Raw genomic sequence first — 13144 nt, 5'->3', positions numbered from 1 at the left:
CGTTGTTTCGTCCCTGTGTCTGCGATTGAATTCCGGGCATGGCAGAGCAGCTGACGGGACTGGCCGACGACCGCGCGCTCCTGGGGCGCACCAGCACCGCCGAACGGGTCTCCGACATCCTCAGAAGCCGGATCGCCGACGGCTATTTCCCACCGGGCACGCGACTGTCGGAGGACGCCATCGGCGGCGCCCTCGGGGTCTCCCGCAACACCCTGCGCGAGGCGTTCCGACTGCTCACGCACGAGCGCCTGCTCGTCCACGAACTCAACCGCGGCGTCTTCGTCCGCGTCCTGACCGTGGAGGACGTCGAGGACATCTACCGCACCCGGACCCTCGTGGAGTGCGCCGTCGTGCGCGGCCTGGGGGAGCCGCCGTACGCGCTGGACAGGCTCGCCGAGGCCGTCACCGAGGGGCTGCGGGCCGTTGAGGAGAATGACTGGAAAGCGATGGGGACGGCCAACATCCACTTCCACCGGGAACTGGTCGCCCTCGCCGGCAGCGAACGCACCGACGAGCTGATGCGCAGCGTCTTCGCCGAGTTGCGCCTCGCCTTCCACGTCGTCGACGATCCGCACCGCCTGCACGAGCCCTACCTCGCCCGCAACCGCGACATCCTGCAGGCCCTTCGGGACGGGGACCGGTCGGGGGCGGAGGGGCTGCTGGAGCGGTACCTGGTGGACTCCCTGGAGCGGATCGTCGAGGCGTACCGGCGGCGGGTCGGCGAGGACGTCCAGGGCGGCCTCTGACCCCGTGTGGTGCCGCTGTGACCGGCGTCGCTTCTGCGACCGTTTGGGTCGTTGTCAGACCGAGGACCTAGTCTGTGCACCGTGACTTCGCCTGCATCGACGGACCGTGTTCCGCCCCAGCTCAGCGCGGGGCCGCGCCCCGCGCCGGGGCCGGCCGCCGACGAGGGACTGGCGCGGCGGCTGCGCGCGCTCGCCTGCACCGCGCCGCTGCACGACCTCGACGCGCGCAAGGCCAACCTGGCCGGCGAGTACTCGGTGTACGGAATGGCCGAGGTGGCCCTCGCCGCCATCGACCTCGTCACCCTGAACATGGACTTCGACACGGGCGCCGACCACGAGCAGATCGTGGCCCGGCTCGCCCCGCGCATCTGCGCACAGGCCCCGCAGCGGCCCGCGGAGGAGCACGAGCGCGTGGCCCGCTGGGTCCTGGAGAACCTGATCAACGTCGGCAGTGTGGACCGCGGCTTCCGCGCGGTGTACGGCACCTTCGCGCCGGACGGCAGCTACGTCCGCCGTGACTACGACTTCAAGCTGATCGAGGAGGTCCCCGGCCCCGGCGGCACGGTCTACCTCCGCACGACGGACGAAGCGGTCAACGTCCTCGTCGGCGCCCTGGACACCGATGTCACCAGCGCCCAGATCGCCGCCGAGGTCAAGCTGGAGGTGCTGATCAGCCGCGGCCGGCTCGCCGACGCCCAGCTCGCCGCCGAGCAGGCCCGCTACCGCACCGTGCAGTATTCGGAGACCCTGCGCCGCGCCCTGGAGGCCACCCGGCGCAACGTCCGCGCGGTCGACTGGCTGGGCGCCGTACCGGACATGATCGCCGAGGCCCTCGACCACGTGGCCGACCGCTACCGCCACGAGAACGCGATCCTCACCAACATCCGCAAGGCCCGCGACGAGACCGAGGAACCCGAGCACAAGCGCCGGGCCGCCGAACTCGTCGACATCGTCAAGGACTGCATCCGGCGGCACACCCAGCTCCAGTCGCGCCTGCTGGAGGCCGGTCCCCTCTTCCGCGCCGAACAGGACCGGCAGGCCTTCGCCGCACCGGCGGCGACCTCCGGGACGGACCTGTACGGCCACCTGCTCGCACCGCTGCTGCCGCTGCCCCGGGAGCAGGCGATCCGGGTCACGGACGCCTTCTTCGCCCACGGCACCGGACTGCGCACCCCCGTGTCCGTACGCGTCGGTGACCTGGTCGACATACTGCTGACGCCGCCCGTCGAGCGTGAGCACCTGGGCGCGGAGATGCCCGAGCCCGACCTGATCGCCACGCCCGACGACAGCCGGTTCAGCGACGAACAGCTGGCCGCCGCCATGGAGTTGCTCGAGCTGCCCGCGGACGCGCCGCGCAGACTGTCCGGACTGCTCGCGGAGGCCCGGCGCACGGGCGACCCCGATCTGGCCTACCTGGTCGCCCTGTTGGCGGTCCACGCGGCCAGCCCCGCGGTCGGCACCGCCTACCGGCAGGGCGAGGAGAAGCTGCTGTTCGCCGTGGACGACGGCACCGAGCTGGACGATCCCGAGTTCGGCGGGGCCGACCTGATCGTGGGAACCGCCCTGCTGGACGCGGCGGGCATGGCCGCGGACCGGACGGAAGCAGCATGAGTGAAGACCAGCGAGAAACCAGCGTGACAAGGAGCCCGAGCCGTGACTGAGCACGTCGAGTGGAGTGACACGGAGACCCCGGCCCCGTCGGCGTCCGCCGCCGTCACCCCAGCCGACGCCGCCGACGCGGCGCGGCTCGTCGCCTTCGGGCTCCAGCCCAAGCTGCAGCCCGCCCGCGACCAGGAGTACACGGAGCTGCTGCGCCGCTACCGCGAGGACCCGGCCTTCGCGCGCCTCGCGGACGCCGTCGCCGCCGGCCTGGGACTCGTCGTGCTGGAGGTGTCCCCGCGCGCGGGGATGGCCGTGACGGCCGCCGAGGACTCGGTGTTCGCCGTCCGCATGGGCGACTACGCGCGCCGCACCGCTGCCGACTCGGGCGACCGCTTCCTGCACGGCCTCGCCCATCTCGCCGCCGCCGCGCTGGCGTTCCCGCGCCCCGAGGACCTGTCCGACGACTCCTACATCGGCCGGGTCACCGTCAACGGCGTCGACGCCTTCGTCCGGCAGGCCTGCCGCCGCCTGGAGGAGCGCGCCGAGGAACAGGGCGAGAACACCGACCCGGCCACCGACGCGCCCGGCCTGGAGGCCGCCTGGCGGATCTGGGCCAGACGCAGCGCGACCGGCGCCACCAAGGACGCGCGCCGGCCGGCCGCCTCCACCACGGGCATCGTGGCCAAGGCCGCGGCCTTCCTCACCGACTCGGGCTTCCTGCAGCGCACCGGTGACGAGAACGGCGGCACCTTCCGCACCACGGCCCGCTACCAGCTCCAGGTCCGCGACATGGCCGGCAGCGCCGCCATGGCCGAGCTGCTGGAGCTGGGCGTCGTCCCGGTCACCGACGGCACCGCCAGCCTGCTGCCCGCCGAGGACCTCGACGACCTGGACCTGGTCGCCGACGCCGGGCTGCCCTTCCACTCCTGAACTTCCCTGATCTGCCAGAAGACTGACGAGAGTCCGCCATGTACGAGCTGTCCCGGGTCCGCCTCTACTCCATCGGGCCCGCCGGTGCACGCTACGCCGACACCGTGCTTGACCTGCGGGGCGTGGGCGCGCCCGTGCCCGACCCGGCGCCCATGCAGGCGGAGTTCTTCGAGGAGGAGCCGGCCGGCCCGCCGCGCCGGCCCGCGCCCGCGGGCGTGCTGTTCCTGGAGAACGGCGGCGGCAAGTCCGTGCTGCTCAAGCTGATCTTCTCGGTGATGCTGCCGGGCCACCGCAACACCCTCGGCGGCGCCAGCTCCGGTGTGCTGCGCAAGTTCCTGCTCGCCGACGACTGCGGACACGTGGCGCTGGAGTGGCAGCACGTGCAGACCGGCGAGTGCGTGGTCGTCGGCAAGGTCAGCGAGTGGCGCGGACGCCAGGTGTCCAACGACCCGCGCAAGTTCGCCGAGGCCTGGTACTCCTTCCGGCCCGGGCCGGGCCTCAGCCTGGACAACCTGCCCGTTGCCGAGTCCACCGCCGTACGGCCGCCCGTGGAGGGCTCCTCCGGCGCCCAGGGCCGCCGCCGCACCATGAAGGGCTTCCGGGACGCCCTCACCGAGGCGGGCAAGGCCTACCCGCACCTGGAGGTGCACTGGGAGGAGATCCACGAACGCTGGACCGAACACCTCGGCGACCTCGGCCTCGACCCCGAACTCTTCCGCTACCAGCGGGAGATGAACGCCGACGAGGGCGAGGCGGCCGGTCTCTTCGCGGTCAAGAAGGACTCCGACTTCACCGACCTGCTGCTGCGCGCGGTCACCGACACCCGTGACACCGACGGCCTCGCCGACCTGGTCGGCGGCTTCGGCAACAAGCTGGGCCGGCGCGCCGAGCTGATCGCCGAGCGGGACTTCACCGCCGGTTCCGTGGACCTGCTCGGGCGGATCGTGGAGGCGGCCGAGGCGCGTTCACGCGCGCGTGACATCCACGCCGGGGCCGAGCGTCGTACCCGGACGCTGGCCCGGCGGCTGTCCGCGCGGGCCGTGCAGGAGCGGGTGCGGGCCGCCGACCTCGCCCAGCGGGTCACGGCCGCCGCCTACGCCGTCACGCACTCCGAGGGCGCCCGCGAGCGCAGCGCTCTGATCGCCGCCGAACTCGCCTACCGGCACGCCTCCCTGGCGCTCGCCGCCGCCGAGAAGTCCGCCGCCGCGCAGAAGCGTGAGCTGGCCGACGCCCGCACGCTGCACTCCGCGTGGCAGGCCGCCGAGGCCGTGCTGCGCCACCGTGCCGCCGCCGACCGGGTCGCGCGCGTGTCCGCCGCCATCCAGGAGGCCGAGCGGGACGCGGCCCCCGCGCTCGCCGCACGCGCCAAGGCCGCCGTGGACCTCGTACGGGCCCTGCACGCGGCGGCTGGAAGCGCCGAGAGCCTCGCCAACGAGGAGGAGGAGCGTTCCGCCGCCCTCCAGGAGGTCAGCGACGCCGCCTACCGCGACAACACGTCCGCCGCCACCGAGGCGCAGCGCGCCCGCAGCGAGGCCGGGCACCTGCGCCAGCGCCTGGCCGAGGTCGAGCAGGAGACCGCCGAGGCCGTCCGCGCGGGCTGGCTCGACGACAGCTCCCCGGACGCCGACCCGGCCCGTGCCGCGCTCGCCGCCAGCGACGCCGAGAAGACCGCCGTGGCCGCCTGGGACACCGCCCGTGAGGCCGCCCGCAAGGCCACCGAGCACGCGCGCGAGGCAGCCTCCGCCGAGTCCCGCGCGGAACTGACCGCGGCCCGCGCGGCCGACGCGGCGACCGCCGCGGAGCGGTCGTACGAGGCCGAGCGCCGGCTCGCCGAGACGCTGGCGGCCGAGGAACGGCTCGCCGAACTGCTCAGCCTGCCGGACGCGACCGCACCGGCACGCGCGGGCGTGCCCGCACCGAGGACGGAAGCAGCCGACGGCATCCACGACCCCGACGCCAGCCCCCGTCCCGTCGGCGAGGGCCCGCTCACCGCCGAACAGCTCGACGGCTTCGCGGACGAGTTGCGCGAACTCCTCGACAGCGCCGTGTCCACCGCCGAACGCCACCTGTTCGAGCTGCGCACGGCCGCCGCCGACGACGCCCGTATCCTCGGCGCCCTCGGCGACGGCGGACTGCTGCCGCCCGGCCCGGACGTGCTGGCCACCGTCGAGTACCTCGGCGAGCACGGCATCCCCGCGCTGCCCGGCTGGCGCTACCTCGCCCAGGCCGTCGACCCCGCCGACCACGCGCGCGTGCTCGGCGCCCGCCCCGAACTGGTCGACGGCGTGATCATCACCGACCCGGCCACGCACGCCCGCGCCCGCGAGGCGCTCGCCGAAGCAGCCCTGCTGCCGCGCTCGGCCGTCGCCGTCGGCACGGCCGCTGCCCTGCTCGCCCCGACCCCCGCGGACGACGCCGGCACCGGCGACGTCTTCCTCGTCCCGCCGAACCCGGCCATGCACGACGAGCACGCCGCCGACGAGGAGCGGCAGGCACTGCGCGCGCGGGCCGGCGAGCGCGACGAGGAGATCCGCGCCCTGGCCGCCCGGCTCGGCAAGGACCGCGAACTGGCCGCTCGGCTCGCCTCCTGGCGCACCAGCTGCCCGGCCGGACGGCTCACCGAACTCGCCCAGGTCGCCCAGGAGGCGCGCGCGTTCGCCGAGGAGGCCGAGGCCGAACTCGCCGAGACCCGCACCGCCCGCGCGGAGGCCGACGAGAGCGCCGCCGAGGCCGCGCAGGTCCGCGACGAGCGGCAGGAGGCCGCGCAGAAGGCCCGCCGCGCCGCCGACGCCCTCGCCGGACTCGCCTACCGGCTGCGCGAGCGCGCCGGCTGGCAGGTCCGCCTGCGCGAACTCGCCGACGAGGCCGCCGAGTCCGAGGCCCGCGCCCAGGCCTGCCTGGAGCGCGCCCGCGCCGCCGACGAGGACCGCCGCGCCGCCCAGCGCGCCGCCGACGACGCCCGCCGCACCACGCGTGCGCTGCGCGCCGAGCGCTCCGAGATCGCCGGCGCCCCCGACGACGTACCGGACGGTGGAACCGACGCCCCGAAGGCGCCCCTGCCCGCCCTCCGCGAGGCCTACCGGGCCGCCTCCCAGGTGTACGAGAAGGTCGGCGTCGGCGCCGACCTGCGCGCCGAGCAGGCCCGCGCGGAGAGCGACGAGAGCGCGGCCCACGCCGAACTGAACCGGCTCAGCAACAAGGTCCGCACCCGCGCCGAGCAGCTGCTGCAGTCGCCCGACGGCTCCGACGGCCCCTCCCGGCAGGCCGCCGCCGCGCGTGCGGAGGAGCTGGTGCAGCTCCTGGAGACCCGCATGTCGACCGCGAGCGAGCAGCTCGGCCGGCTGCGCGGCGAGGCCGAGCGGCACGCCCCCGAGGACGGCGAGGCGCACACCGAGCTGTCCGAGGAACTCGTCCCGCGCGACGCCGAGCACGCCCAGGCCCTGCTGCGCACCGCCACCGCCGAACTCGCCGCCCGCGCCGAGGCGCTGGCGGAGGCTCGCGAGGCGCACGCCGAGCTGCTGGAAGCCCACCGGGCCGCCGAGGACGCGGCCGGCGGCTTCGACGAGATCGCCGCGATGCTCCGGGACTTGCTGCGCGAGCACAGCCCCGAGGAGCAGCAGGAGGAACCGGAGCCGTACCCCGGCAGCCTGGAGGAGGCCCGGCACTCCGCCGCCGAGGCCCGCCGCTCGCTGCGCGGCTGCGCCGCCGACCTGTCCGCCGCCGAGTCGGCCGTGCGCGAGGCGAGCGACATCCTCGTCCGGCACGCCAATTCCACGCGTTACGAGCAGGTCCGCACCCCCGCCCGGCAGCAGATCCGCGAGCTGCCCGCCTCCGCCCTGCCCGAGCACGCCCAGCGGTGGGCGGACGCCTTCGCACCCCGGCTGCGCGTTCTGACCGACGAACTGGCGCAGCTGGAGCGCAACCGGGACTCGATCGTGGACCGGCTGCGCGGCCTCGTGGAGTCGGCGCTGGCCACGCTCAGGTCCGCCCAGCGGCTCTCCCGCCTGCCCGAGGGGCTCGGCGAGTGGTCCGGACAGGAGTTCCTGCGCATCCGCTTCGAGGAGCCCGACCAGGCCACGCTCACCGAACGGCTCGGCGAGGTCATCGACGACGCCACGCGCGCGGCCGTGAAGAAGAACTCCGACCTGCGCCGCGACGGCATGTCCCTGCTGCTGCGCGGAGTCGCCGCCGCGCTCCAGCCGAAGGGCGTGGCCGTCGAGATCCTCAAGCCCGACGCCGTACTGCGCGCCGAGCGCGTGCCGGTCGGGCAGATGGGCGACGTGTTCTCGGGCGGTCAGCTGCTCACCGCCGCCATCGCGCTGTACTGCACGATGGCCGCGCTCCGGTCGAACGACCGGGGGCGGGACAAGCACCGGCACGCGGGCACGCTGTTCCTGGACAACCCGATCGGCCGCGCCAACGCGACGTACCTGCTGGAGCTCCAGCGGGCCGTGTCGGACGCGCTGGGCGTGCAGCTGCTGTACACCACGGGCCTGTTCGACACGACCGCCCTCGCGGAGTTCCCGTTGGTCATCCGGCTGCGCAACGACGCCGACCTCAGGGCGGGCCTGAAGTACATCAGCGTGGAGGAACACCTCCGGCCCGGGTTGCCGCAGCAGACCCAGGCCGGAGAAGCGGTGCACAGCGAGATCACGGCGACACGGATGTTCAAGCGGCCGGCATAGCCGTCAGGCGTCCTCCTTCAAGAGATCCGCGCACTTCTCCCCGATCATCATCGTCGTGATGCACGGGTTGACGGCGATCAGGTCGGGCATCACCGACCCGTCCGCGACCCGAAGCCCCTCGACCCCCTTGACCCGCAGCCGCGCGTCGAGCGGGGCCGAGGGGTCGTCGTCGGCGCCCATCTTCACCGTGCAGGACGGGTGGTAGACGGTGTTGTGCGTCTTGTGGATGTAGTCGAGGAGTTCGTCGTCGGTACGGACGTCCGGCCCGGGGGCCAGTTCCGCGCCCGCCCAGCCGCTCAGCGCCGGCTGCGCGGCGATGCGCCGGGCGAGCCTGATGCCGTACGTCATCACCCGTACGTCGTGCTCGTGCGTGAAGTACCGCGGGTCCACCTTGGGCTTGTCCCGGTAGTCCCGCGTCCGCAGCCGCACCGTGCCCCGTGACTTCGCCTTCGTCACGTTGGGCGTCAGGCAGAACGCGTTCTCCGAGGTCGGGTAGCCCCACCGCGCGGTGTTCATGTCGAACGTGACGCCCGACTGGCCCGTGGCAGCGCGGCCTCGCCGTGACGGTCGGTGCCGCGCCCGGGATCAGGAGTGCGACAGCTGCCCGGTGCCGCCCCGGCCGGGTATCCGCTCCTGCTCCCGGAGGGCGGACCGCTCCTGGTGCCGGCGGGCGCGCCGCTCCCGGCGCAGTGCCCGTGCCGTGCTGCTCGGCTCGGAGACGACCCCGTAGCGCTGGTTCCACACCTGGCGGGTCACCCACACGTCGACCACGGCCCAGGTGGCCACCACCGTGCTCACCACGCTGCTGATCACCATCGGGAAGGCCAGCCAGGACCCGGCCATCGTGCACAGGAACGCCACCATCGCCTGGATCAGCGTCACCGAGGTGATCAGTACGGCCCGCACCGCGGCCGTACGCACCGGATCGGGCAGCCGGCGCCGTCGCGCGGGCTCCTCGACCCACAACGGCCGGTACTGCGGCTGTTGTTGTCTCTCGGCGGACCCTCGGGCGCGCTCACGCGCCGAAATGTCGCGATCCGGCGCCTCGTGGCCCCGCCGCTTCGCCGAGTGCTCCGCCACGCTCTCCTCGGGCGCCTCGCGCCGCTCCGCCGTGCCCATCACCGTGTCACTCCCCACCGCCAGCAGACCGCTCGCCCCGGTGCCCGAAGACTCCGACTCCCCAGTGGCTGCCCGGCTTGCGCTGTTTTACGCCGCCCGGATGCGGGATGCGGCTCCTGTGTCCGATTCCGCCCCCATTTCCTGTAGAGAAGGACGCACGACGGCTCCCGAAGATTCCCACCGGCGAAAATTTCCAGCCAACCAGTTGTCCGGGCTCCTGTCACAGGTCCCGCCGCAGGTGGTCGAATTGCGGCGACAATCTCCCGCAATGCCCGGACAACTCGTCATCTCTTGCCACCAGTTCGGAATTTAACACTCCGGATATGTCTTCGAGTTACCTGTGGGGCGGTAGTAGGCTCGCGCCGTTTGTTGACGGACATGTGTGCCCCCGACCGGCGGGGGTCAAGCTGGGGGAGGCCATGCGCTTTCGCGGGAAGTCGATCCGCCGGAAGATCGTGGCGCTGCTTCTCGTGCCGCTGGTATCCCTGACGGCGATCTGGGGCTTCGCGACGGTCATCACAGGGCGTGAAGTCGCCAAGATGTTCCATGTGTCCGGTGAGATGCAGGACATCGGCTATCCGACCGAGGACGCGATCCGCGCCCTTCAGCAGGAACGCCGCCAGACCCTCCTCTACCTCGCCGACCCGCGAGCCGCCGACGCCGTTTCGGCGCTCAACCGCACCCGCACGGCCACCGACGGGGCGATCGCCAAGGTCCGCAAGAACGCCAAGAGCCAGGACAGCCTCGACAGGAACGGGCGCGACCGCCTCACCACCGTGCTGGACGCGTTCCAGGGCCTCGACTCGCTGCGCCGCAGCGTCGAGGAGGGCACGGTCACCCGCGCCCAGGCCTACAACCTGTACAACCGGCTCGACGACGCCTGTTACATCCTGCTCTTCGCCCTCGACCAGGTCGACGACGTCAACCTGGTCGAACAGGCTCGCGCCCTGATCCGCGTCTCCGCCGCCCGCGAGGCGCTCTCCCGTGAGGACGCACTGGTCGGCTCCTCCCTGGTCGTCGGCACGCTGACCCGCCAGGAGATCCGCGAGGTCACCACCCTCATCACCCAGCGCACCACGATGTACGCCGACAGCCTTTCGCAGCTGCCCGCCGCGGAACGCGAACGCTACGAACGTTTCTGGAAGAACGCCACCACCGCCGGGCTGCACGTGGCCGAACAGACCATCACCGGAAGCGATCCCGGAACCCCCCGCGGGGTCACCGCGAAGAGCTGGGACTCCGCGGCGGCCGGCGCCCTAGACGAACTCGGCGCTCTCGACGACCAGGCGAACGACCACTTCCAGAGCCGCGTACGCCCCGCGGCCATGCGCGTCATCGTGCAGGCTGTCGTCGCGGGCCTCCTCGGCCTGATCGCCGTCGTGTTCTCCATCGTCGTGTCCGTCCGCGTCGGCCGCGGTCTCATCCGTGATCTGCGGCAACTGCGGCTGGAGGCCCATGAGGCGTCCGGCATCCGGCTGCCCAGCGTGATGCGCCGCCTGTCCGCCGGCGAACAGGTCGACGTGGAGACCGAGGTACCACGCCTGGAGTACGACAAGAACGAGATGGGCGAGGTCGGCCAGGCCCTCAACACCCTGCAGCGGGCGGCCGTCGAGGCCGCCGTCAAGCAGGCCGAACTGCGGGCGGGCGTCTCCGAGGTGTTCGTCAACCTCGCCCGTCGCAGCCAGGTGCTGCTGCACAAGCAGCTCACGCTGCTCGACACCATGGAACGCCGGACCGAGGACACCGACGAACTCGCCGACCTGTTCCGCCTGGACCACCTCACCACCCGCATGCGCCGGCACGCCGAGGGCCTGGTGATCCTTTCCGGTGCCGCACCCTCGCGCCAGTGGCGCCGCCCCGTGCAGCTGATGGACGTCGTCCGGGCCGCCGTCGCCGAGGTCGAGGACTACGAGCGCATCGAGGTCCGGCGCCTGCCGCGCGTCGCCGTCACCGGACCGGCCGTCGCCGACGTCACCCACCTCGTGGCCGAACTCCTGGAGAACGCCACGGTCTTCTCGCCCCCGCACACCGCCGTCCAGGTCCTCGGCGAGCGCGTCGCCAACGGCTTCACCCTGGAGATCCACGACCGGGGTCTGGGCATGACGGCCGAGGCACTGCTGGACGCCAACCTGCGGCTCGCCGAGACCCCCGAGTTCGAACTCTCCGACACCGACCGGCTGGGCCTCTTCGTGGTCAGCCGTCTCGCCCAGCGCCAGAACGTCCGGGTCTCCCTCCAGCCCTCGCCCTACGGCGGGACCACCGCCGTCCTCTTCATCCCCGACACCCTGCTGACGGAGGACGTACCGGACACCAACGGCATCGGCTTCCGCCTCGACCGCGACCGGCCCGCAAAGGAGGCCGAACCTGCGGCGGGCCGCGCCATCGCCGGGGCCCAGGCACCGGTGCAGCTGCCCGGCCTGCCGACCTCCCTGCTGGACGGACCGGTCGAGCTGGAGGCGCCCGTCCACTTGGACGGACTCGACGACTTCCCCGGCGCCCTGACGGACCAGGACAGCGAGCGCGGCGGACTGTTCCGCCCCCGCCGCTCCCGCTCCCGCGCCGACGACCAGGCCGCCTCCCGGCCCGGCGACCGCCCGCAGCCTGCCTCCGCGCACAGGGACGACACGCAGGACGGCGGGCCCGTCGGCGGGCCCGTACCGCTGCCCCGGCGGCAGACGCCCAAGCTGGTCAGCTCCCATGGCAGGCCGGTGACCGAGCAGCGCTCCCGCCGCGGCGAACCGCAGGAACAGCCCGGCGCGGGTGGACTGGCCCCGCTGCCCAGCCGCCGACGCGGTGACGCCTCCCCGAGCGCCCCCGGGCCCGCGGACCGTGCCGAGGGGCGCCTGCCCGCTCCGGGCGGCGACGAGACCTTCGGGACCCCGGGGCTGCCCCGGCGGCCCCGGCACGCCGCCGCCGTGACCGGCGGACCGGGCGAGGAGGCCCCGGCTGCCGGTGGCACCACCGCGGAACCCGGGCCGGGCACCCGGCCGCTGCCCCGGCGCGTACGACAGGCCAGCCTGGCCCCGCAGCTGAAGCAGGACACCGAACGGAGCGCCGAACGCGAGCCCCGGTCCGTGGCCGACCGCGACGCCGACGAGGTCCGCAGCCGGATGGCCTCGCTCCAGCGCGGCTGGCAGCGCGGCCGTGAGGACAACGCCGCGGGCGACGGGGCCCAGAACGGCACAGCACCAGGAACGACTAAGGGGGACGGTCGATGACCGCACCGAAGGCCACCGGCCACACGACGAACAAGGGAGAGCTGAACTGGCTCCTTGACGAGCTTGTCGACCGGGTCGCCAGCATCCGCAAGGCCGTCGTACTCTCCGGCGACGGTCTGCCCACGGGGGTGTCCAAGGACTTGACCAGGGAGGACAGCGAGCATCTGGCGGCCGTCGCATCCGGCTTCCACAGCCTCGCCAAGGGTGTGGGCCGCCACTTCGAGGCGGGCAGCGTCCGGCAGACCGTGGTCGAGCTGGACGACGCCTTCCTGTTCGTGACCGCCGCCGGGGACGGCAGCTGCCTCGCCGTCCTCTCGGACGCGGACTCCGACGTCGGGCAGGTCGCCTACGAGATGACGCTCCTGGTCAAGCGGGTCGGCGTGCACCTGGGCACCGCTCCGCGCACCGATGTGGCCATGGGCGGGTAGTGGGATGACATGAGCGGAGACGGTCAGGAAACAAGCCACTGGTTCGACGACGAGGCCGGACCGGTCGTCCGTCCGTACGCCATGACGCGTGGCCGCACCACGAGTGCGGCCCAGCACCGCCTCGATGTGATCGCGGTGGTCGTCATCGAACCCGACGCGGGTGATCCGGAGGCGGACCAGACGCTGTCCCCGGAGCACGTGGACATCGTCGGATTCTGCCGTACCGCCCCGCAGTCGGTCGCCGAACTCGCCGCGGAACTCGATCTGCCGATCGGCGTGGTCCGCGTGCTCATCGGCGACCTCGTGAACGCCGAACTCGTCCATGTCTCGCGTCCGGTCCCCCCGGCCGAGCTGCCGGACGAGAGTATTCTGCGCGACGTGATCAACGGCCTCCGGGCGCTGTGACCGGCGCGGAA

8 protein-coding genes and 1 pseudogene are annotated in these 13144 nt (G+C 73.3%); 7 read left to right on the top strand and 2 right to left on the bottom strand.

Features of this window, described 5'->3' with window-relative positions; genetic code table 11:
- The first annotated feature begins 38 nt into the window (after window positions 1–38).
- The 4 genes from ACWD35_RS02815 (at window position 39) to ACWD35_RS02800 (ending at window position 7963) form a co-directional block, all read left to right on the top strand.
- On the top strand, window positions 39–746 hold the full coding sequence (locus ACWD35_RS02815; RefSeq protein WP_451349348.1) for a GntR family transcriptional regulator: 708 nt from the start codon (window positions 39–41) through the stop codon (window positions 744–746).
- An 81-nt stretch (window positions 747–827) separates the two neighbouring features.
- Window positions 828–2357 carry a hypothetical protein gene (locus ACWD35_RS02810; RefSeq protein ID WP_451349347.1) on the top strand — a complete coding sequence of 510 codons (1530 nt, stop codon included), beginning with the start codon at window positions 828–830 and terminating at the stop codon, window positions 2355–2357.
- Window positions 2358–2399: 42 nt separating this feature from the next.
- The gene (locus tag ACWD35_RS02805; RefSeq protein WP_451349346.1) at window positions 2400–3278 is read left to right on the top strand and encodes a hypothetical protein; all 879 of its coding nucleotides are present in this window, start codon (window positions 2400–2402) and stop codon (window positions 3276–3278) included.
- A gap of 38 nt (window positions 3279–3316) precedes the next feature.
- Complete coding sequence (locus ACWD35_RS02800; RefSeq protein ID WP_451349345.1) at window positions 3317–7963, top strand: hypothetical protein; 4647 nt, start codon at window positions 3317–3319, stop codon at window positions 7961–7963.
- A 3-nt stretch (window positions 7964–7966) separates the two neighbouring features.
- Here the strand turns inward: ACWD35_RS02800 and ACWD35_RS02795 are convergent.
- A pseudogene (locus ACWD35_RS02795) lies at window positions 7967–8491 on the bottom strand (GMC oxidoreductase); the annotation flags it as partial.
- A 57-nt stretch (window positions 8492–8548) separates the two neighbouring features.
- Window positions 8549–9082, bottom strand: a complete 534-nt coding sequence (locus ACWD35_RS02790) for a hypothetical protein (RefSeq protein ID WP_451349699.1) — start codon at window positions 9080–9082, stop codon at window positions 8549–8551.
- A 419-nt stretch (window positions 9083–9501) separates the two neighbouring features.
- Between ACWD35_RS02790 and ACWD35_RS02785 the strand changes: the two genes are divergently transcribed.
- The 3 genes from ACWD35_RS02785 to ACWD35_RS02775 are packed head-to-tail and all read left to right on the top strand — an operon-like array spanning window position 9502 to window position 13133.
- The gene (locus tag ACWD35_RS02785) at window positions 9502–12300 is read left to right on the top strand and encodes a nitrate- and nitrite sensing domain-containing protein (protein WP_451349344.1); all 2799 of its coding nucleotides are present in this window, start codon (window positions 9502–9504) and stop codon (window positions 12298–12300) included.
- Window positions 12297–12728: a roadblock/LC7 domain-containing protein gene (locus ACWD35_RS02780; RefSeq protein WP_451349343.1), complete on the top strand. Its 432-nt coding sequence runs from the start codon at window positions 12297–12299 to the stop codon at window positions 12726–12728. The genes ACWD35_RS02785 and ACWD35_RS02780 overlap by 4 nt, the downstream gene beginning before the upstream one ends.
- A 9-nt stretch (window positions 12729–12737) precedes the next feature.
- Window positions 12738–13133, top strand: coding sequence for a DUF742 domain-containing protein (locus ACWD35_RS02775; protein ID WP_451349342.1), 396 nt, complete (start codon window positions 12738–12740; stop codon window positions 13131–13133).
- Window positions 13134–13144 lie beyond the last annotated feature (11 nt).

It is taken from the genome of Streptomyces sp. NPDC002671, from assembly GCF_053592475.1.
This window is presented reverse-complemented; position numbering and strand designations above follow the sequence as displayed.

What these genes read in the sequence shown, in the direction of transcription:
- ACWD35_RS02815 (WP_451349348.1), top strand. Translation starts at nt 39, where the DNA reads ATGGCAGAGCAGCTGACGGGACTGGCCGACGACCGCGCGCTCCTGGGG.
- ACWD35_RS02800 (WP_451349345.1), top strand. Translation starts at nt 3,317, where the DNA reads ATGTACGAGCTGTCCCGGGTCCGCCTCTACTCCATCGGGCCCGCCGGT.
- ACWD35_RS02780 (WP_451349343.1), top strand. Translation starts at nt 12,297, where the DNA reads ATGACCGCACCGAAGGCCACCGGCCACACGACGAACAAGGGAGAGCTG.
- ACWD35_RS02790 (WP_451349699.1), bottom strand. Translation starts at nt 9,082, where the DNA reads ATGGGCACGGCGGAGCGGCGCGAGGCGCCCGAGGAGAGCGTGGCGGAG.
- ACWD35_RS02775 (WP_451349342.1), top strand. Translation starts at nt 12,738, where the DNA reads ATGAGCGGAGACGGTCAGGAAACAAGCCACTGGTTCGACGACGAGGCC.
- ACWD35_RS02785 (WP_451349344.1), top strand. Translation starts at nt 9,502, where the DNA reads ATGCGCTTTCGCGGGAAGTCGATCCGCCGGAAGATCGTGGCGCTGCTT.